Origin of the sequence: Paenibacillus vandeheii, assembly GCF_030433635.1 — a bacterium.
Lineage (GTDB): Bacteria > Bacillota > Bacilli > Paenibacillales > Paenibacillaceae > Paenibacillus > Paenibacillus vandeheii.
Window position 1 is genome coordinate 460511 of record NZ_JAROCD010000004.1, and the last position, 20208, is coordinate 480718.

The window sequence follows — 20208 nt, forward strand, 5'->3', positions numbered from 1 at the left end:
TTCACCTCTTACGCATGTGATCTTCTAGCGCGGAAATATCCTGGTACCAGTCTTCCAACTGGTGACCTTCCTGTTTATGCTTTTTCAATTTCTCAACAAGTAGTGCATCCAGATCCTTGAAAGGAATACCGAGCCTGCGGCCCAATATGTAACTACTCATCATCAAACTGGCGAGACTGTCCCCGATTCGGGTTGTGCTGCCTTCCCATAACGCTTTGAACAATCGGGATACCTGATCAAGCACTTCGGTTTTAAGCCATTCAATCACTTTAGCGCGTTTGGCTACATCCAGTTCTTTAGGCATATTGGCGAAAGTCACTCTCCCCGAAAAAGCTTTATTCTCCATTATAGCATAAAAAGGGGGGCCGCAAAATTACCCCAAAAAGCGGAGAAGTCCTCCGAAACTCATTTTAGGAACTTTACGGGGACCCCATACAACGAATTCGCATTTCAACTTGTAGAAAATTCATTTAAGTTCGATCTTGTTCAACTCTTCTTAAGTTTAACATGATACCGGACGGCTGTGATTATCCACGCTGTTGCAACAATATTGAAATTTGTTTTCGGCTTACTTCACTTTCATGGATTCCTTCGCTACAATGCCCTCGCAATATTCAATAATCTGACTCCGTCTTACGATCCCAATGAAGCGCTCCATATCATCGACCACCGGCACAAAGTTCTGAACCTTGGCCAGATTAATCAAGTCCTCCATATTGGCTTCAATGGATACGGGCTTGATATCCAGGCGAAGTGGGACGTCTTTGAGCAAAAATTTTGAAGCGTTTTCAAATGAGATCTTTCCCTCGGAGTTCTTCATATACCACAACAGGTCACCCTCAGTTACCGTGCCAATATACTTGCCTTCCTTATTCAAAATGGGCACCGCCGTGAACCGATGATATTCCATTCGTTCCAGCGTTTGCCGCAGAGTAGAATCCGATGTTACACATGTAACTTCCTGTTTGGGCAGCAAAAAAAATGCGATGTTCATACCCGTACGTATCCTCCTTGTGAATTTCATCATTCAGCTTATCTCACTCAACTTATATCATACGAATCAGAACGCCAGATGTTCCAAAAGGACAACATTCAATTCCTTCTACAAAGAAAAAAAACAGCAGTCCGCCAATAAACGCACTGCTGATCATTCTCTGAAACATAACGTCTGTATGGAATTGGTTATTCGATCTTCTGCCGGTCAGGAATCATCACTTCACCGGCTGGGGTCGATTCATCCATCCAGTTGTTAATCAGCTCTTTGGCATATTGGACGTCTTTCTCATCTGCCTTGCCGTAATAAATTCCGTCTTTCCGCATCCCTTCGCCCAAGATAGTGAAGCTTGAGATTTGCGGTTTTTCCTGCGTCAGTACCTGTTTGGCCAGATCAATAATGAAGGAAGGCTGCATATCCGTCTGGAAGCTGTCTCCCATAATCTGAATCAATTCCGGAATTTTGCTGATGGCATTCAGATTAAGCATCTCATTCGCCATCGCATTCAGGAAAATTTGCTGCCGCTTGGTCCGATTAAAATCGCTATCCTCGCGGTATCTTACATAGTAAAGTGCTTCCTGTCCGTCATAGATCGGCTTGCCGCCTTCTATCGTGAACTGCACATGATCCGGGTTCTTGTTCACAATGTCCTCATCGATCGGCAGCTTCACGCCACCAAGTGCATCAACGACTTTCTTGATCCCGTCAAAGTTAATCGTTGCATAGTAGCCTACATCCGCATCGAGAAACTTCTCCACCGTATTGATAGACATATTCTCCCCACCGAAGGCGTAGGCATGCGCAAGCTTGTCATAATCATCCTCGCCATCCTTGTTGGCATCACGTCCAACAATCTGAACATAGGTATCGCGCGGAATGGATACCAGAAGTACACGGGATTCTTTCGGACGAACAACGGCATAGATGACCGTGTCAGAGCGTCCACGTGTTTTCTCATAAGCACGTTTGTCCGAACCCAGCAGCAGCACTGAGAACGGTTCTTTGCGATATACGGTTGGATCTGGCGTATTGTTACCCTCCTGGGGAACATAGGAACGGGACAACTGATCTTCAACTGAACCAGCGAGAAACAGATCGAAGGCTGCTACAGCAAGCTGCTGACGAAACAAATAGCCCCCGATTAACAAAACAACGAGCGAAACGAGCGTTATATATAGACCTTTTCTTCTTTTCTTCTTCTTATCTTTAGTTCTGCTTTTCATCCATCGATTCCTTCTTCACTGTCAAAATGAAATTCGATACTGCCTGCTATATAAGCTGAATATAACTTGTCCTGACCCCGCAATGGTCCAGTTTTAATTATTCGTTCAACTTATATAATTACCATTAAACGTGCGGAATGGCTTGTGACACGGTGTTCTCTGAAGTTTTCTCTATCTGAAAAGAAAGCGCCGCTCACGCTCGTTCTATTGTAATCATTGCTGGATGATGAAAAGTTACAATACGGTTAAATTGAAAAGAACAGCCCTCCTTTTTTACTGGCAAAAAGAGCACTGTTCTCTTGATGTGGAATGTCCAACCATTCAGTTTGTTGATGCGGTCTCTACAAGATTCCGTTTCTCTTTATGACGCTGACGTCCTGTAATAAGCGCAGCCACCAGCGTGAGCACACTGAAAATGACCGCAGACCAGAACAGCCCACTATACCCCTCACCGGTTGTCTGATGCAGAGCCTGTAGCAGCACATCTCGAATGCCCGAATCCGGAATTTGAGAGAGTCCTTCGGTTATGCTGGAAATATCGCTTCCTGAAGCTGCACTGCCACCAGATGCATATTGTTGAAGCGCTTCGGGTGGCACCTGAATGCCCTGATCTGCGAGTTCTTGTTGAATGTTGGATCCCAGGTTGGAGAAGGAACGAGCAAGAAAGCCGGCAAAAATGGTTGGCGCGATTGCCATAGCCATCTGACGGAACAAGGAACTGGTCGCCACCGCAATACCTTTGTTGTTCTCACCCGCCTGTTCGGTAACGAGCACGTTCACCGGAGCTCCCAGCATCATACCGAAGCCGATCCCCACGAGCACACTCGCAATCACGAATTGCCAGATATGCTCTACCCACAGCGGGAAGAGCAGGAAGCCGATAGCCGACAGCACTCCTGCCACGGATAAGGTCCAGATTGGCCCTTTGCGGTCAACCAGATAACCCCCACCCCCTGCACCAATTCCTGAAGCCAGTGCAAGCGGCGTAAACCAGTAGCCGGAGGCTGTGTTGGATACCCCCAGGTATTGCTCAACAAAGCCTGGAATGAAGATCACGGATGCCAGAATGGCTCCGGAGAAAAAGGCAATCAGCAGCGTCCAACGAAAGGACGCAATGCCCAGAAGCTGTGTAGAAACAACAGGTTCACGTTGTGATCCTTCAAGCCTTTTTTCAAGAAAGTAGAAGAGGACCAGAATGACCACACCTGCCAGAAAAAAGCCATAGAACATCGGCGAGCCAAGACTTTGCAGCATATTTACGCCATCCAGATTGCTGAAGCTGTACATCAGACAGAGCACACCCAGCGTCAGGACCGCGATACCACTCCAGTCCACCGCCTTACGGCTCAACTCCTGTTCTTCATGAATATAACGAATACCTGCAATAAACAGCAAAATGGCGATCGGTACATTGATCAAGAATAACCAATGCCAATTCCCCGTGATGTCGAGGATAAAGGCACCAATATTGGGCCCAAGAATCGCGGCAACCCCGTTCATACCTCCCAGAAGACCCAAGGCTGTACCCTGACGCTCCGTTGGAAACTTGCTTAATACGTAAGAGCTCGCAATGATAAAAATCCCGCCACCACCCAACGCTTGGATGACACGAGCCATCAGGAAGAAGGTAAACGATGTGCTTAGCGCAACGAGTAAAGACCCGATTCCGAACAAAGCTACTTCAATCAGAAACAGCTTCTTGCGGCCATAACGGTCGGAGAGCTTGCCTGCAATCGGCACACTCACCGCGAGTCCAAGCGTATAGAGCGTAATTGTCCATGCTCCCCACGTCGGCGACACGCCAAACGATGCATTTAGAGTGGTTAGGGACGAGGTGATAATTCCGTTATCCAGCGCAGCCATAAACACACCGATAGCAAATAGGATAAGCGGCCATTTCATTTGTTTTTGCATCACATGTTTCCTCCCCGATCAGATTGCAATCCAGTAGTGTAAGGCTGTAATGATACATATATATTAAACTAAACCGAACAATAATGACTCACTGGTCATTTTAAAACAAAATCATTTAATATGTCAATTTGTTTATATGTTTGGAAACCATCTTGGGCACCACGTTCATTCAACACCCTACTCCACAACAAAAAGCCGTCCCTCGGGTTAATTAGAACCTGTGGGACGGCCTTCTTGCTGAACTAAACTACGATTGCTGCATCAGGTGGCGGTTCAGGAATTTCTCAATCGCACGATATAAATCCAATTGATTTTCAACATTGCCGAAGCCATGTCCTTCATTTGCTTTTAACATATAAGGCACATCCACGCCACGCTTGCGCAGAGCCTCCACGATCTGATCAGACTCGGCCTGTTTGACACGCGGATCATTTGCGCCCTGAACCACGAACAATGGGGCTTTCATCTGATCAATATGGAACAATGGTGAAACAGCTGTCAGCAGCTCCTTGTCTTTCACCGGATCACCCATCCGTTCATAGAACATGTTGCGCTCCGATTCCCAGTAAGGTGGCAGTGAATCCAGCAGCGTGAACAGATTGGAAGGTCCCACATAGCTAATTCCTGCCGCATACACTTCCGGTGTAAATGCCAATCCTGCCAGAGCTGCATAACCACCATAAGATCCACCATAGATGGCTACACGCTTCGCATCAACCGTTCCCTCTTCTACCAGCCAATTCACGCCGTCTGTGAGGTCGTTCTGCATCGCTTTACCCCACTCTTTGTTCCCAGCATCCAGGAATTCCTTGCCGTATCCAGTAGACCCGCGGAAATTCACCTGTAGTACCGCGTAGCCCCGGCTTGCGAGAAATTGAATTTCCGGATTAAAGCCCCACGAGTCGCGGGCCCAAGGTCCGCCATGTGGAACAACAACCAGTGGCAATTGGGCAGCCTCGGCCCCTTGGGGAAGCGTCAGATAACCATGAAGCGTTAAGCCATCACGAGATTTATACGTAATGGGTTTTACATCCGACATTTTACTCTCATCAATCCAAGGTGCCGCGTCAGCTAATTTATCGAGCTTACCCGTCTTGGAATCATAGAAGTAATACGTACCCATCGATTTATCGCTATACGCAACGAACAGAACCTGGCCTTCTTCACTTATGTTTGAAATGCTTACCTCTTTACCCGGAACCTTTGCCTGAATATCCTGCATCAATTTTTTAAAATCATTGTCGAAGTATTCATAGTTAACCTTGTCCGTCTCATAGACAGCTGCAAGGATTGTGCCTTTTTCTTTAGAAGGAACGAAACTGGATACATCTACGTCTTTGTTTTGATAGATGGTTTTCGTTACTTTTTTGCTGCTTGGGCTGTATTCTACGATAGCTGTTTTATCCCGTTCCAGATTGGATACAGCATAGATATTTTTGTTATCATACGTGAACATCACCGGAGCAAATGTTTCTCCGAGCTTGGTGGTCATCAAATTCTCAAATGGTTTATCTTCCGATTCACGATACATCAACGAAGAGACATTACCATCACTGGATATGGCCACACGGATTTTACCCTCATGGTCCGTAAGCCAGCCCGTGACATTGCCCGGGTTCTCCGCAGCAAGCACCGCCTCACCTGTCTTGATGTTAATCCGGTACACGTCAAAGATCCGAGGATCACGTTTGTTCATGCCCACTAGAATCTCATCCGGGATATTCTCTAGAGAGTCTACCAGGATCGCTCTTGTATTCGGATAGGGCGTCAGATCCTTACTGTTCTTACCATCCATATCCGTTACATAAATATGATAGTTCTCATCCCCCGCCTCATCCTTTACATACAGCATCTTATCCTTTGTCGCCCATACGAATGCGGCTATACTGCGCTCAGTCTCACTCGTGATACGTACCGACTTGTCCTGACCATTTTCTTTCACCACAATATTCATTCGGTTGTTCCAAGGCTCCATGTAGGCCAGATGTTTACCATCCGGAGACATTTGGAATCCTGCTTGAGCCGGCTGTTTGAAGAAGTCTTCCAGCGGTGTAAGACCTTCTGACTGCACATCAAGTCCAAGAGCAAGGTACAGCGCATCTGCAAACTCACCATGGGTTACCGAATTTTTGGCGTTAAACACGCTGCCTTCGATTATAAAATGCTGCTTTAGACGAATGGCATCCTTTGTGTGTACCTTCGGAATCTGCGCCATATCACTGTATACAACCTGAATGCCATTATCTTTCAGTTCGAACGCCCGAGTAAACAACGATGCCATCTGCGCTCTTGTTAGTGGTGCATCTGGTGCGTATCCTTTGGCTTGTCCTTGTATAAGACCACTTTGCTTCAGTGCGTAAATGGCAGGAGCAGCTTCATCCTTAGCCAATACATCTGCGAAACCTGTAAGAGTCGCTGGAGCATCCAGTTGAAGTACACGCTGCAGGATGACAGCCGCTTGAGCACGAGTAATTGGCGTTTGTGACTCTTTCATTCCATCTGTTATGCCATCTATGTATCCCAGTTGCTGTAGGGTCTGTGCTGCCTTCGAAGCAATGGATTCAGCGACTGACGCCGTAGGCTTCACCGCTTCTGCTGCCTGGACCGCTGGTTGAATCAATGCGATTGACATCGCCATGCTAAGGGCGAGAGCATATACCTTTTTACTTATTGCTTTCAAATCATTTCCCCCTTTAAAGTAAATTACATAATAATTTGGAACTATACGTAAATTATTTTACCATGATCAACCATAGGTTAACAGCGTAGCCCTCCTAAGTTCCATTCCCCTTACTTCGAACCGGAAAATCCATAATTGAACAGCTTTCGTGTCTCGATAAAACGTCCCTCACGACTATCTGAACCTAATACAACGGAAATCAGTCGCTTGCCATTTCGCTCAGCCGTACCCACGAAGTGATAGCCGGAATCCTCATCATATCCGGTCTTCAATCCATCGTTTCCGTCGTAGGCGTATGACCCGCCGATCGAGGATAACATCCAGTTGGTGTTGCTCATGTACATTCCTTTTTGGTGGATCGACACCTGCATTTGGCTGGAAACTCTCAATATTTCGGGATAGTTATTCAGCAAATAACGTGCAAGCTTGCATGCATCTACAGCAGTCATTACAGTCTGCCCTTGTATGTCCTTCGGACGATTCGGACCAAGTAGTTTTTCGCTTAAACCTGTTGCATTGGTAAACACCGTCTTGTCAGACAGTCCAATCTCGGTAGCCTTCTGATTCATCTTTTGTGCAAAAGTCTGCTCTGTCCCACTAATATGTTCAGCCAGAGCTATAGCAGCGTCATTTGCGGAATAGACGGCTACAATCTGGAATAGCTCCTGTACTGTAAATTGCTCCCCTTGTTTCAAACCCAGATGGCTGCCACCTACTGAACTTGCATACAGGCTGATATTAACAGGGTCATCCCAGCGTAATTCTCCGTTAATGACAGCTTCCATGACCAACAGTTCTGTCATCAATTTACTGATCCCTGCAGGGGCAATTTCCTCTGAACCATTAAAATTGATCAAAATCTGTTCCGAGTTCATATCCATTAATACAGCAGACTCAGCTTTAATTCCCGGTTTACCCACCAGCATGTCCGGTTTTAAACCCAAATATATAATGACCAGTAGAGCCAGCAGCATTCCTGCCCGTTTCCACCATCTTTTCATCAAAAATCACCTCTTACAGATATAGACGAAGTGAAGAGGCATTTTGTCTGCAATTTTTATAAAAAAAGTTAAATTTTTTTTATTTATTTGTTACCAAAAAAAACATGAACCCCATACCCCCATGCCAGGGTGTACGGAATCCATGTTTTTGAAGCATTTTTTTATTCATCCCTAGAAGAATCTTATCAATTAAATTTAGCAACCGAACGCTTTAAAGGACCCCAATCCTTATTGCTGCTAATGCTTTTATTACTCTGCTACAGCAGCTTTATCTGCATTAACTTGAATGTCATTCAGATATAAACCTGTTCCGTCACCAATCGCATAGTTCATTACACGTTTGTTAACTGGTACTACTTCTGCACGGTACAGTGTCGGGAATACAGGAACTTCATCAACCATGTACTGCTGCCATTGATTGTAGATCTCTTTACGTTTTTCTACGTCAAATGCTTCAGCAGATACACCTTGTGCCAGCAATTTGTCGTTTTCTTCGCTGGAGAATCTGGAGAAGTTATACAGTGCATCTCGGCCATACAGACCTGCTGGATCTACGTCAATACCAACGCCCCAAGCAGCTTGATACACATCAATATTCGGATCATCTTTACCTGTGTTACCTACGCGATCATAGAAATTGTTGAACTCAACCATTTCCAGGTTTACTTTCAGACCAATTGCTGCCCAGGATTGAACGTAATAACGTGCCAGTGGTTCAGCGGTGTCGCCACCTGTCATGGATACGAAGTTGATTTCAAGTGGGGAACCGTCCGGTTTCGTACGGAATTCTCCATCCAGTTTGTAACCTGCTTCGTCGAGCAACTTCTTCGCTGCTTCTGGATCATAAGTTACACCCGGATTGTTGGAATCATGGAATTCTGGGTGAGACGGTGGAATCAGGGTTGTTGCATTCCAACGCAGACCGTTATAGAAACGTTTACCAACTTGGTCGTTATCTACAGCCTGCCACATTGCTTTACGCAGGATTTTGTCAGCCATTTTTGCATCTGGGTTTGTTACAACTTTGCCGTTGTCAGCGTCCCATGTGCCCAGTTTGAAACCGATGTAGGTGTAAGCACGATCGATTGCACCCAGGAACTCAACGTTGGACATATTGGCATTGTCTTTATATTGATCTGTCGGGAATGAATCCACGAGGTCTACCCCGCCAGATTTCAATTCTTGAACAACCGTTGTTGGGTTGATTACTTTCAAAGTCACTTTGTCCAGTTTTGGAGCTCCACGCCAGTAGTCATCATTTTTAACGAAAGTTACAGACTCACCTGGAGTGATTGTTTCCACTTTGAATGGCCCGAAACCGATCGGTTTCTCACGTACTTCTTTGGAAGAAGACATTTTTGCTACATCCATATCACCGAAGATATGTTTAGCCAGCGGATATGTCCATACGCCACCTGTCAGCAGGGAAGGTGTAGATTCCTTGTACGTAATGCTGATTTGTTTTTCGCTAAGAACCTTGATCCCAGAGATCGTTTTTGCTTTTCCAGCGTGATAATCATCCATACCTACTACACTTGTAAAGTTGGAATCATAGCGTGGGCCATCATAAGCCTTGTTACCGATCACTTCATAAGCAAACTGTAAATCTTCAGCCGTTACCGGCTTACCATCATGCCAGTTAACATTATCATGAATGGTCAGTGTGAACGTTTTGCCATCTTCCGATGTTTCATACGTTGCTGCACCATCGTTAGTATATACATAGTCTTTATCCCAAGTCAGCAAACCTTCATCAAACCATTGCAGAACCATTGCATCCGGATTACCGGAGTAGAAGTTAAAGTTCAAAGTTCCTTCAAATGCAGTATCGGATACAAGTCCGTATGTTATGGATCCACCCTCAATTGCAGTGCCTTCATTCGTTTTGACATTGTTAAAATCTTCGATCGAGTAAACGCCCTCTTCTTTAGTAGGCTTCTCCTCTGTCTTTGTTTCCCCTGTGTTCGTAGAAGGCGTTGGTGTTGCCGCCTCTTTCTCCGAGCACGCCGCAAGCGCCAGTACAAAGACCAACATCATCGTGAAAAATAGTCCCCGTGAAAATAATCCCTTTTTCATGAATCTTTCCTCCCTTTTTTTAACCTCTTCTTTGTCTTGCATCAGTCGCACGCTTCAGGGCCTGTCCGACATTATTTATACTCAACATCAATAACAGAATTAGTATTGACGCAGGTAGCCATATCCACCATCTGAATTCCAGTGTTTGCGGATTACGAGCATAGCTTACGAGTGTTCCAAGACTGGGTGTACTTTCCGGAAATCCAAATCCCAGGAAGGACAGTCCCGATTCGAGGCCAATGTTGGCAGCGAGATTCAACGTCATCGTGACGATGATGATGGAGCTGAGATTAGGAAGTACCTGTGAGAGCATAATCTTCAGATGGGATGATCCCAACGTTTTTGAAGCATTGACATAATCGAGTTCACGCTCCTGCAATGCCTTGGAACGAATCAGTCTGGCGATTCCCATCCAGAGAAAGGCTGTCATGATTAAAGAGAACGAGATGATATTATATTTGGGTACTGCTGTAACAAATGCGATTACGATCATCAAGAACGGAAGAATCATAAAGAAATCAACAACGCGCATAAACAAGTTATCGATCATTCCACCGAAGTAACCGGATAACAAACCCACCAGGATACCTATACAACCAGTCATTAGCGTGACGATAATACCAATGGTTAGAGAGTTACGCGTACCGATGATCAGTTGTCCGAACACATCACGACCGCCGTAATCAGTTCCCAGCCAATACTGCGCGGAGGGTGGTTCATACAAGGCGAACAAATCTACCTTTACAATCTCAGCTTGATCCAGGATCAAAGAAGTACCGTAAACCAGCAATATGATCAGTCCCAAAAATATGAGCGAGATTAGTGCCACCTTATCTCTGACAAGCTCCCGCCATAAAATACTCAAGCTGGAGGGGCTCTTATCAATCTTCTGTGAAGTTATAACGACATCATTGGTCTTGCTCATCTTATTTTCACCCCGAAATCTTCAAGTTCTTACTTGATCCGTATACGCGGATCAACAATACCCAGAATAATGTCAGACAGTAACGATCCCAGGATTGTAGCTATTCCATATAACAAGACGAGCGCAGTTACTACACTGAAATCCCGAAGAGAAATAGAATTCAGGAACAACTGTCCCATACCTGGATAACTGAATATACTCTCAATGAAGATGGTACCTCCGATAAGTCCCGTAATCTCATAACCGAAAAATGCGGCGATCGGCAACAGGGAATTTCTTAAAATATGCCTGTTGTAGATTCGAGATTCCGAGGCGCCCTTGGCTCTCGCAGTAAGAACGAATTCCTTGTGCTTGATATCGATAATTTCACTACGCAAGTATTGGACGGTAGATACCGTTGCAATTAATGCCATGGATAGTGATGGTAATAACAGATGATAGAACTTGCTTGTTATATAGCTGAATGTACCTGGTGTAAGTCCAGGTTCCACGCTGCCCCCGGTTGGGAACCAGCCAAAATGAAATCCAAATATCCATAACATCACCAGTGCGAAGATAAACAACGGGGCTGCAAAGCCCAAGTAGGTATAACCTGTGATCAACCGATCAGACCAAGTATCGTTGTAACGACCACTGATAATGCCAAGTGGAATGGCAATCAGATACGTAAAGATGAGTGTTGCCAGTGCAAGCCAAAATGTATTAGAAACTCGCTGACCAATCAAATCGGATACAGGCATTTTGAATCGGAAAGATTGTCCGAAATCGCCTTGTGCAGCATTTTTGATCCAATCCCAATACTGTACATACCATGGATTGTTTAATCCCAGTCGTTCACGCTGTTCCTCCAACGCTTTTGGATCAATACTCGGATCGAGTAATCCGGTGAGTGCATCCCCAGGCATCGCCTTAGCCATTAGAAAAACCAACAGGCTGAGCAAAAAGATCTGAGGGATCATTATGATAATTCTGCGTACTATCGTTTTCCACATATGGTCTTCAACCTTTCTGAGGTAGAGCTACTCGGTGAGTATCGGAAATGGATTGGAGCGAGTATGCCAGCCCTTCCTCATCAAAGAAATTTCGGTATGAATGTTCATACTCGGATTTGACCTGCTGACGGAAGGCTACCATTTCTTCACGTTTGGTTGGGTCCATATCCGGAATGGCTGCAAGTAAACGCTTGGTATAGATATGTTGTGGATTCTCAAAAATATCATCCGTTGTGCCTTGCTCCACATACCGGCCTTTATACATAATTCCGATCTGATCACACATATGACGGATAATGCCGAGATCGTGACTGATGAACAGATAAGTCAGATTCAACTCTTTTTGTATTTCCTGCATGAAGTTGAGCACCTGAGCTTGTACGGATACGTCGAGTGCGGATACTGGCTCATCTGCGATGATCAGCTTAGGCTTTAGTGCAATCGCACGAGCGATGCCAATCCGTTGCCGCTGTCCTCCGGAAAACTCATGAGGGTACTTATAGATCGACTCTGGACTCAAACCGACCTTCTCCAGAAGGTCTCGGACCTGACGTTTCTCTTCTGTAGCCGTCAGTCGTTCATAATTGCGAAATGGTTCAGCAATGATGTCGATAACCCGTTTCTTGGGGTTCAACGAAGAGTACGGATCTTGGAAGATCATTTGCACATCGCGCTGAAGTTGTCGGTCTTTACGCCGCTCTGTAGCCAGATTTTTTCCATTGAAAAGAACTTTACCAGCCGTCACATGGTTGAGACCAATAATGGCTCGCCCCGTTGTCGTTTTGCCTGAGCCTGACTCCCCTACAAGTCCGTACGTTTTCCCTTGCTCAATGGAGAAGCTCACATCATCAACCGCTTTGATGTTGCCAATCTCACGCTTGAGCAGCCCTCCGCGAATCGGAAAGTGTATTTTTAGTCCTTCTACTTCGAGTAATGCCATTATGTTATTCCTCCTCAGCTTGATCAGGGAAATGAAAGTGCTGATAACAGGTACACCTTACAAAGTGACCTGGTGCAATTTCATGCATCTGTGGGTTTTCTTCATGAGCCGAATCACTTATCCATGGAATTCGAGCCTTGAATCGGCACCCTTGGCGAGGAAGATTTTTCAGTGAAGGAACTATGCCTTGAATGACATGAAGCTTCGATTTTTCTTCAGAAATGGTAGGAATAGAGTTTAGTAGAGACCGTGTATATGGATGCTTGGCATTCGTCATTAGAGTATAGATATCTGCGATCTCAACAATTTCACCTGCATACATAACTGCCACGCGATCAGCCATCTCGGCAACGACTCCCAGATCATGCGTGATCAGGATGATTCCTGCGTTAATCTCGTTCTTCAATTCGCGGATAAGCTCCAGAATTTGCAGTTGGATCGTAACGTCAAGCGCTGTCGTTGGTTCATCGGCAATCAGCAATTCAGGTTTATTGGCAATCGCAATCGCGATAACAACTCTCTGTCTCATACCACCCGATAGTTCGTGAGGATATTGCTTGTATAATTGTTCGGGACGTGGAATCCCTACTTGGTTGAGTAAATCAATTACTTTGTCTTTCTTTTCTTTCGAAGATAGCTTGGGTTGATGCAGTGTCAGAATCTCTTCGATCTGTTCACCGATCACCATCAGAGGATTTAGTGCGGAAAGTGGGTCCTGAAAGATCATTCCCATTTCTTTACCGCGGAGTTTGTTTAATCTGTTGGGAGATATATTCGCTATATTCTGCCCTTTGTACAAAATCTCACCATCAATTTTGGCTTTGTTATGCAGTCCCATAATTGAAAATGCAAAGGCACTTTTGCCTGAGCCCGACTCTCCCACAATAGCCAATACTTCATTTTTTTTAACCGTTAGGTTAACGTGATCAACTGCTGCATAATAGTCATCTTCAATTCTGAATGATGTAGTTAGATTTCTGACTTCCAATAGCTCTGTATTCAAATCAATCACCCTAACCCCATAATTTCTGTAGACTGTATTCTGTATAGAAGAATGCATCCACTGTATATTTCCATGTTCTTGAAGATAACGAACGAAAGTGTATACAAAATACCAAATCATTAGGAGAATCCAATTTTTATACTGCTATTTAGACCGATGGTCAATTAATGCTGATAATTCCTAGCGGAATAATAAAGCCAAATAATTAATGTAATCATACGTGTAAATTTAGATGACGTCAATGTTTATTTTGAGTTTTATGGTATAAATGTTTTTTATACTACAGTTTTGGGTATTAGTTATACTTTAAAGGGAATGTATCAACGGATTTTAGAGCCGAATGGATACTTTGAATGGTAGAGTTAAAATTTCAGAGAAACCGAATATCCAAATATGTGACATTAATATTACACGTTATGTGTAGTTAAATGTTAGAAATATAGATATAACCAACTATTATGTTAGGTTTGAGGGATTTGTAGAGGAAATCTTCAGTTTGGAAGTGAAATTAATTTCTAACCATAATTTGTACGGTTAGAGGCATAATTTAGATATTGCTATAGGATTGAAGTTAAAATTCTAGTTATTATAGTATAGTTTCATTTATTCGCTTATGTAAAGAACAAATTGTCATCTTTTATCATTTATTTTACAAAAGCAAGCAAAAAGCCCTGCAAAATGCAAGGCTTTTCTAATAATTATACATATAGATGTATATATAATACCGTATTTATTGTGTTTCTGGAGGCCTTTTACCACGCTTCAAATCGTTGATGCTTAACCCAAAGTCCATCTGCAGATGAGGGTAATCCGGAAAGTTAGCCCAGTCTCCGCCCCAAGTGAACCCTAGTTCTTTGGCAAGCTCTACAACTTCCAGCCAGTCCGCCTGCCCATTGCCGTTATCATCACGTTCCATATCCCAGACCACATCTCCTTCAGGCGTCCGCAAAGCAAAATCAATGGCCAAACCGTAATTGTGATAGGACTCTCCCCCTTGGGCATTGGTCACAATATTACCGGCAATCGAACGTCCTTGATCAAACAGAGCATCCTGTTCTTCATTGCTGCGAAAACCATGCGTAATCACGATTTCAATCCCTCGTCTAGCCGCCTTTCGAACCAACAGCTTCTCACTTTCAGCTACTACCGGGTGAAGCCCTGTAATCGGCACCAATTCTTGCACGTTCGTTCGTGGCCATATATCATAGGTGTCTCCTTTTTGCTGTAACCACACATATATAATGGATAGCAACAACGTAGCTACGATCCAAAATCTCAGATTACTCTTTCGTCTCTGTTTTACTTTACGTTTGGATGTATTCATGCTCTCTCCTGATGGTGGAATCTATATTCATTTATATTTACGCTACCTGAGATACCAGCAATATAATAGACTCTATTATAAATCATTTACGCCTTAATTGCTTCCATCGTTGCAGCACATTATTATACCCAAGCACCAGGGAGAGGCAACTCTAATATTTTTTTGAATGCAAAAAAGCAGCCGACTAGAAGCCGACTGCTTTGTATCCATGCTGAGTAAGACTACTCAGTTGTGTATGGCAGTAATGCGATTTGACGGGAGCGTTTGATGGCAATCGTCAGCATGCGTTGATATTTAGCGCTAGTACCTGTTACACGGCGTGGCAAAATTTTTCCACGTTCGCTGATAAATTTACGAAGCAAGTCCGTATCTTTATAATCGATGTGAGTAATTTTGTTGGCTGTGAAGAAGCACACTTTACGACGTTTATTACGGCCGCCACGACGTGCCGGTCTTTTATCGTTGTCTCCGCCTTCTCTTTGCTTGAAGCCCATGCTTTTCAGTCCTTTCCTATCGTTTAACCAATCACTCTAAGAGTGTCGGTTCACGTTAAAATGGCAAATCATCATCCGATATATCAATCGGTTTTCCGTCATCGGAAAAAGGATCCTGATTGTTGCTACGCGAATTATTGTTATTGTTCGCGCGCCCGCCGCCTCCGTAAGAAGGCTCTTCACGCATCGGTTGCCCACCGCCGCCACCGTTATTATCACGGTTAGCTGACTCCAAGAAACGGACGTTATCGGCAATGACTTCGGTCACGTATACACGTTTTCCTTCGTTATTTTCGTAGTTCCGTACTTGAATGCGTCCTTCGACTGCAGCTAGGCGTCCTTTGCGCAAATAGTTTGCACAAGTCTCAGCAAGCTGTCTCCAGGTTACGACCGGAATGAAATCCGCTTCCCGTTCTCCCCCTTGGCTTGTAAACGGTCTGTCCACTGCCAAAGTAAATTGCGTAACTGCTACTCCAGCTGGAGTATAACGCAACTCAGGATCCCGGGTTAACCGGCCGATCAGAATGACACGGTTCAACAATGTAATCCCCTCCTTCAGAGCGTATTGGTGCGTTGATCACGAGTCGTCTTAAGCAGACTTAACGTCGTTTGTAATGAGATAACGAATGACTTCGTCAGAAATCTTCATGAGACGCTCAAGCTCAGTAACTACTGCTGGTTCAGCAGTGAAGTGTACCAGAACATAAACACCATCACGGAATTTCTTGATCTCATACGCAAGACGGCGTTTACCCATAACGTCGTGAGCTGTAACTTCACCACCGCCGTTGGAGATGATGCCTTGGAATTTATCGACTGTAGCTTGAACAACTTCTTGCTCAACATCAGGACGAATAATGTACATCACTTCATATTTGCGCATAATTTTCACCTCCTTATGGACTCTGGCCCTCAATCTACGTTGAGAGCAAGGAACGAGCACAAACTCGAACTATATTAATATAACAAAAATGACGTCTCAATGCAAGCAAACGTTCCCTCTTCTTATTACACATGATCATTACTCCAATGGAGCACACTACAGAAGCAACATTGAAATCCATTATGCCAAGGAGGTCTTATCATGGGTGAAAAAACCGAGTTTGAACCAGGAGACAAAGCTCCAAACGATGGTGAATACACCGAAGTTGGTGAGAAAAGCTTTCATACGGAGATTAACAACCCGAAACGAGTAACCCTGCAAAAGGGCGAAGCTTTCCCTGAAACAAGCAACCAGAATCGTAAGTGGAAGAAGCTTACCAAGGCCCGCGTTCACTAATCGTAAAGATTTTTTCAGACTGCTGTATATAAAACGAACTAATGCACATAATACAATCAGGCGATGCACGAGAGAGGTGTGGTTCCGTTGGACAACGAAGCCGAACATTTAATGTTGGAGATTCATCACGTAATTTAAGAAGCACGATGGTTGTGTGTAAGGCCTTTGTCTGAAGCACGAGTATTGTTAATCGCAATACGCCTGGTTTCTGATCGTTACGACCGATTGTTTCCTAACAAACCGAATGCATCGCCGAATGGAGAGCCCTTAGGGGCTCTTTGTTTTTTTCAATAACAAATGATTGTTCGACAACAACATCGAAAATGAAAAGACCTTCCAGGTTGGAAGGTCTTTTTGCATGTATAGAACTCAACACACGTTGAGTAAATTGTTAATTTCATTAATTAAGCAAGATCTGTGAGTGGCGGAAAGGGTGGGATTCGAACCCACGCACGCTGTGACACGCCTAACTGATTTCGAGTCAGCCCCCTTGGGCCTCTTGGGTACCTTTCCGCAGCAATAATGATTATAGCATGATCATTTACAGAACGCAATACCCAAGCCACACCTACATGTAAACGGTGTTACAGGCAAGAAAACAAGTAAAAATGGCACTGTTATTGCATTAGGATTCAGTCGAATCCTCTGTTGAACGAAGTACTTTTTTCATGTTTTTCTCGAATTTTGCTCTGGGAATTAGTACGCTGTGTTTACACCCTACACACTTGATGCGAATATCCATGCCCATTCGGATAATCTCCATCTCATTGCTGCCACATGGATGCTGCTTCTTCATCTGCACAACGTCCCCAAGCTGGAAAATTTTACGCTCCACCTGTGCCATCCCCCTCATCCTTCTCCTGAGCTGCTGCTTGCTCTAACGCTGCCTGATTGCTCATCTCATGATACTCCAGTGTTTTCTTCACATCACCCTGAATTTGACGCTCTACAGAGGCTCTGGAGTTCGGCAGGCACTCGGCAACAATGCGAACCACATATTCCGAGGTAGACATCGACTGTATACCAAGCACGTCAGGTATTTTAACGATGTTCAGATCGCGATCCTCAATCCCAGCCAACGCTCGTTTCACCAAGTGTACAGACTCGTCCAGGCTCTGTTCACCCTTCATGGGAATGTCCACTACCGCAAGGGAATTCGACATCGAGAAATTGGTGACACTTGCAATCGTACCATTTGGAATAATGTGCACCTCACCCTGCCAGCTAACCAGCTTGGTCGTTCTCAGGCCAATGACCTCAACCGTTCCTTTATAGGTACCTGTTTGAATAACATCGCCTACTGCGAACTGATCCTCCAATATAATGAAGAAACCGGTAATAACATCCTTCACCAAGCCTTGGGCACCAAAACCGATCGCCAGTCCGAGCACACCCGCACTTGCTAGCAATGGTCCGACTTTTACATTGATCTCAGATAACAGTAACAGAATCATAATGAAATTACATGTTATGGAGGTCGCATTTTTCATCAACTCTCCTACCGTTATAAATCGCCGCGGATTGACGCGGATCTTGCCTTCCTGCTTTCGTGCCATCGTGCGATCTATAATACGTGATACAATCTTGATCACAATACGCGTAATAATGAAAATAATAACGATGCGGATCGAGCTAAACAGAATATTAACCCACATGTCTGCATCGGCGATTTTATTCCATAATTGGTCTGTCCAGCGAACTGCACTATTTACGATTTCCTTCGGAGACTCATTGTCTGTTGTCGTAACAAACTTAAATGGCAACATAGATCAAACCTCCTCTACATGGGTATATTATCATAGCTGTCAGCGGTTTTGAAATAGAGGCCACGGATCTCCACAAATTCGTTACGAATGATCTGTTTTACTCTCTCCAGATCTTCTTTTGGAAACTGAATACATAGAGCACAGCCCGCTGTGATCTCTTTCGGGGTAGGAAATAAATCAATCTCAATCTCGGCAAACTCCAGCAGCATTTCTGCCCGCAGCGCCTGCTGGGTGGAATCAAAAGCAATCAGCATCCAATCATCTATCCACTCGTCCATGTGCGGCTCCTTTCACGATACATTCATCCCTTTGAAAAAGCTTGTCCCCACGAAGTATAAAACGTTCTATCCTTCCATATACTGTTACTACTATTCCAAGGGAAAGGATAGATCCTATGAATCCCATTTCGCATTCCTTCTCATCTCAAGACATGGCCAGCCTGAAAATCCCACATACAGATCCAGGCATTCACTCTGCCATCATTCATCGTTTAATGTTCCATCTCTATAAAGCCCACTCTTTGCAAAATGTAGTTGTCGTCTGTATCGGTACAGATCGCTCTACCGGAGACTGCCTTGGCCCGCTCGTAGGCTCGTCACTTGCTAAGTGGGACAGCCCTCTATTTCATCTCTATGGCACGTTGGATGAACCCGTACACGCAATGAACCTGCAGGACACTCTTCACAAAATACATACCACACATCACAACCCTTATGTGATCGGGATTGATGCCTGTCTCGGACAGTCTTCAAGTGTTGGATGTATTCAGGTCGTGAATGGACCGCTCAAACCAGGAGCAGGTGTAAATAAAGAATTACCGCCGGTCGGCGATATCCATCTTACAGGTATCGTTAACGTCGGCGGTTTTATGGAATACTTTGTTTTGCAAAACACACGTCTCAGTCTCGTCATGCGCATGTCCGAGATTATATCCAGCAGTCTCTATTCCGCCATTCGCGAATGGCATACCCGCTCTACTCTGCTTGCTGTGCCAGAGTAATGGCTTCTTTTTCCTCAGGGGAAAGTGTATACGTGGACTCTCCCCCTTTAAGAGGTTTAGCATATACATAGGAACCATCACGGTTATAAATGCCCGTAAGCACCATACCGTCCTGGCTATCGTTAACCATCGCCATCGAGAAGCTCAGGTCGCTGCCATTTTCTCCGTAGGCGTTATACCTTTTCACACCCACTTTACCCTGAATGCGGGTCAGCTTCTGCATCACAATCTGTAACTGATTCGTTTGCAGCATGTGTTCATCCTCGATGCTGTCCATCTGGATTTTCAGATTGATCAACAGCGACTCCAGATCCTCCACTCCACTGCCAGCCATCATGGCCTCATATTTCCGTTTAAACTTCCGTAGCTTTGCGCCTTGAGCAATACTTATAATAAGCAAAATCACCATAAGTACTGCCATGCCGCCAATAATCCATATCAGCTGTTCCAGAATCAGCTCATTTAATTCAGTCATGTAGTGCAACTACCCCTCTGTTGGTTTGTTCAGGTTAACGTTTGTAGCATCAAGCGTGTTCCAAATCATCGATCCATTCTGCCAAGTTAAGCCACCCAACGTACTAATGTAGCCCTGAAGCT

Annotated in this window: 21 protein-coding genes and 1 tRNA gene; 2 read left to right on the top strand and 20 right to left on the bottom strand. The window is 44.6% G+C overall.

All coding sequences use genetic code 11. The features are described 5' to 3' along the window. Position 1 precedes the first annotated feature (1 nt). The 15 genes from P5G61_RS10100 to rpsF form a co-directional block, all read right to left on the bottom strand. Entirely contained in the window at positions 2-304 is a 303-nt protein-coding gene (locus tag P5G61_RS10100; protein WP_024629547.1) for a MazG-like family protein, read from the bottom strand. Between the two features lie 264 nt (positions 305-568). Then, the gene (locus P5G61_RS10105) at positions 569-994 is read right to left on the bottom strand and encodes a CBS domain-containing protein (protein ID WP_024629546.1); all 426 of its coding nucleotides are present in this window, start codon (positions 992-994) and stop codon (positions 569-571) included. Between the two features lie 188 nt (positions 995-1182). Next, on the bottom strand, positions 1183-2217 hold the full coding sequence (locus tag P5G61_RS10110) for an LCP family protein (protein ID WP_285076385.1): 1035 nt from the start codon (positions 2215-2217) through the stop codon (positions 1183-1185). A 321-nt stretch (positions 2218-2538) separates the two neighbouring features. Further along, the gene (locus P5G61_RS10115; protein WP_301246314.1) at positions 2539-4131 is read right to left on the bottom strand and encodes an MFS transporter; all 1593 of its coding nucleotides are present in this window, start codon (positions 4129-4131) and stop codon (positions 2539-2541) included. A 247-nt stretch (positions 4132-4378) separates the two neighbouring features. Further along, on the bottom strand, positions 4379-6811 hold the full coding sequence (locus P5G61_RS10120) for a S9 family peptidase (protein ID WP_301246315.1): 2433 nt from the start codon (positions 6809-6811) through the stop codon (positions 4379-4381). A 110-nt stretch (positions 6812-6921) separates the two neighbouring features. After that, a complete protein-coding gene (locus P5G61_RS10125; protein WP_301246316.1) occupies positions 6922-7812 on the bottom strand; it encodes a D-alanyl-D-alanine carboxypeptidase family protein in 891 nt (296 codons plus the stop codon). A 249-nt stretch (positions 7813-8061) separates the two neighbouring features. Continuing rightward, entirely contained in the window at positions 8062-9888 is a 1827-nt protein-coding gene (locus tag P5G61_RS10130) for an oligopeptide ABC transporter substrate-binding protein (RefSeq protein WP_301246317.1), read from the bottom strand. Between the two features lie 19 nt (positions 9889-9907). Next, complete coding sequence (locus tag P5G61_RS10135; protein WP_079348424.1) at positions 9908-10813, bottom strand: ABC transporter permease; 906 nt, start codon at positions 10811-10813, stop codon at positions 9908-9910. 29 nt (positions 10814-10842) lie between these two features. Then, positions 10843-11805 carry an oligopeptide ABC transporter permease gene (gene opp4B, locus P5G61_RS10140; RefSeq protein WP_301246318.1) on the bottom strand — a complete coding sequence of 321 codons (963 nt, stop codon included), beginning with the start codon at positions 11803-11805 and terminating at the stop codon, positions 10843-10845. 7 nt (positions 11806-11812) lie between these two features. Next, positions 11813-12745, bottom strand: a complete 933-nt coding sequence (locus P5G61_RS10145; protein ID WP_301246319.1) for an ABC transporter ATP-binding protein — start codon at positions 12743-12745, stop codon at positions 11813-11815. Positions 12746-12749: 4 nt separating this feature from the next. Further along, positions 12750-13748, bottom strand: a complete 999-nt coding sequence (locus P5G61_RS10150) for an ABC transporter ATP-binding protein (RefSeq protein WP_301246320.1) — start codon at positions 13746-13748, stop codon at positions 12750-12752. 730 nt (positions 13749-14478) lie between these two features. Then, positions 14479-15072: a M15 family metallopeptidase gene (locus P5G61_RS10155; RefSeq protein WP_301246321.1), complete on the bottom strand. Its 594-nt coding sequence runs from the start codon at positions 15070-15072 to the stop codon at positions 14479-14481. A 221-nt stretch (positions 15073-15293) separates the two neighbouring features. Continuing rightward, on the bottom strand, positions 15294-15566 hold the full coding sequence (gene rpsR, locus P5G61_RS10160) for a 30S ribosomal protein S18 (protein WP_017691433.1): 273 nt from the start codon (positions 15564-15566) through the stop codon (positions 15294-15296). A gap of 55 nt (positions 15567-15621) precedes the next feature. After that, positions 15622-16107 carry a single-stranded DNA-binding protein gene (gene ssb / locus P5G61_RS10165; RefSeq protein WP_024629535.1) on the bottom strand — a complete coding sequence of 162 codons (486 nt, stop codon included), beginning with the start codon at positions 16105-16107 and terminating at the stop codon, positions 15622-15624. Positions 16108-16155: 48 nt separating this feature from the next. Further along, on the bottom strand, positions 16156-16449 hold the full coding sequence (gene rpsF / locus P5G61_RS10170; protein ID WP_024629534.1) for a 30S ribosomal protein S6: 294 nt from the start codon (positions 16447-16449) through the stop codon (positions 16156-16158). 201 nt (positions 16450-16650) lie between these two features. Between rpsF and P5G61_RS10175 the strand changes: the two genes are divergently transcribed. Then, positions 16651-16845, top strand: a complete 195-nt coding sequence (locus P5G61_RS10175) for a YjzC family protein (RefSeq protein WP_024629533.1) — start codon at positions 16651-16653, stop codon at positions 16843-16845. A 422-nt stretch (positions 16846-17267) separates the two neighbouring features. Here P5G61_RS10175 and P5G61_RS10180 read toward each other — a convergent pair. From P5G61_RS10180 to P5G61_RS10195, 4 genes are all read right to left on the bottom strand, one after another. Next, positions 17268-17358, bottom strand: a tRNA-Ser gene (locus tag P5G61_RS10180). A gap of 112 nt (positions 17359-17470) precedes the next feature. Beyond that, positions 17471-17680 (bottom strand): DUF951 domain-containing protein, encoded by a 210-nt coding sequence (locus P5G61_RS10185; protein ID WP_079348526.1) that lies wholly within the window; start codon positions 17678-17680, stop codon positions 17471-17473. Further along, a complete protein-coding gene (locus P5G61_RS10190; RefSeq protein ID WP_301246322.1) occupies positions 17670-18611 on the bottom strand; it encodes a mechanosensitive ion channel family protein in 942 nt (313 codons plus the stop codon). Before P5G61_RS10190 ends, P5G61_RS10185 begins: the two co-directional genes overlap by 11 nt. Positions 18612-18625: 14 nt before the next feature. Continuing rightward, complete coding sequence (locus tag P5G61_RS10195; RefSeq protein WP_029880815.1) at positions 18626-18889, bottom strand: putative Se/S carrier protein; 264 nt, start codon at positions 18887-18889, stop codon at positions 18626-18628. Between the two features lie 116 nt (positions 18890-19005). Here P5G61_RS10195 and yyaC point away from each other — a divergent pair, with 116 nt between their 5' ends. After that, positions 19006-19611 (top strand): spore protease YyaC, encoded by a 606-nt coding sequence (gene yyaC, locus P5G61_RS10200; protein WP_024629529.1) that lies wholly within the window; start codon positions 19006-19008, stop codon positions 19609-19611. Here yyaC and P5G61_RS10205 read toward each other — a convergent pair. Further along, positions 19586-20086 carry a DUF4446 family protein gene (locus P5G61_RS10205; protein ID WP_301246323.1) on the bottom strand — a complete coding sequence of 167 codons (501 nt, stop codon included), beginning with the start codon at positions 20084-20086 and terminating at the stop codon, positions 19586-19588. The genes yyaC and P5G61_RS10205 overlap by 26 nt on opposite strands. Positions 20087-20208: the final 122 nt, after the last annotated feature.

What these genes read in the sequence shown, in the direction of transcription:
- P5G61_RS10130 (WP_301246317.1), bottom strand. Translation starts at nt 9,888, where the DNA reads ATGAAAAAGGGATTATTTTCACGGGGACTATTTTTCACGATGATGTTG.
- P5G61_RS10100 (WP_024629547.1), bottom strand. Translation starts at nt 304, where the DNA reads ATGCCTAAAGAACTGGATGTAGCCAAACGCGCTAAAGTGATTGAATGG.
- opp4B (WP_301246318.1), bottom strand. Translation starts at nt 11,805, where the DNA reads ATGTGGAAAACGATAGTACGCAGAATTATCATAATGATCCCTCAGATC.
- yyaC (WP_024629529.1), top strand. Translation starts at nt 19,006, where the DNA reads ATGAATCCCATTTCGCATTCCTTCTCATCTCAAGACATGGCCAGCCTG.
- P5G61_RS10135 (WP_079348424.1), bottom strand. Translation starts at nt 10,813, where the DNA reads ATGAGCAAGACCAATGATGTCGTTATAACTTCACAGAAGATTGATAAG.
- P5G61_RS10190 (WP_301246322.1), bottom strand. Translation starts at nt 18,611, where the DNA reads ATGTTGCCATTTAAGTTTGTTACGACAACAGACAATGAGTCTCCGAAG.
- rpsR (WP_017691433.1), bottom strand. Translation starts at nt 15,566, where the DNA reads ATGGGCTTCAAGCAAAGAGAAGGCGGAGACAACGATAAAAGACCGGCA.
- P5G61_RS10125 (WP_301246316.1), bottom strand. Translation starts at nt 7,812, where the DNA reads ATGAAAAGATGGTGGAAACGGGCAGGAATGCTGCTGGCTCTACTGGTC.
- P5G61_RS10145 (WP_301246319.1), bottom strand. Translation starts at nt 12,745, where the DNA reads ATGGCATTACTCGAAGTAGAAGGACTAAAAATACACTTTCCGATTCGC.
- P5G61_RS10110 (WP_285076385.1), bottom strand. Translation starts at nt 2,217, where the DNA reads ATGAAAAGCAGAACTAAAGATAAGAAGAAGAAAAGAAGAAAAGGTCTA.
- P5G61_RS10115 (WP_301246314.1), bottom strand. Translation starts at nt 4,131, where the DNA reads ATGCAAAAACAAATGAAATGGCCGCTTATCCTATTTGCTATCGGTGTG.
- P5G61_RS10175 (WP_024629533.1), top strand. Translation starts at nt 16,651, where the DNA reads ATGGGTGAAAAAACCGAGTTTGAACCAGGAGACAAAGCTCCAAACGAT.
- rpsF (WP_024629534.1), bottom strand. Translation starts at nt 16,449, where the DNA reads ATGCGCAAATATGAAGTGATGTACATTATTCGTCCTGATGTTGAGCAA.
- P5G61_RS10195 (WP_029880815.1), bottom strand. Translation starts at nt 18,889, where the DNA reads ATGGACGAGTGGATAGATGATTGGATGCTGATTGCTTTTGATTCCACC.
- P5G61_RS10105 (WP_024629546.1), bottom strand. Translation starts at nt 994, where the DNA reads ATGAACATCGCATTTTTTTTGCTGCCCAAACAGGAAGTTACATGTGTA.
- P5G61_RS10205 (WP_301246323.1), bottom strand. Translation starts at nt 20,086, where the DNA reads ATGACTGAATTAAATGAGCTGATTCTGGAACAGCTGATATGGATTATT.
- P5G61_RS10155 (WP_301246321.1), bottom strand. Translation starts at nt 15,072, where the DNA reads ATGAATACATCCAAACGTAAAGTAAAACAGAGACGAAAGAGTAATCTG.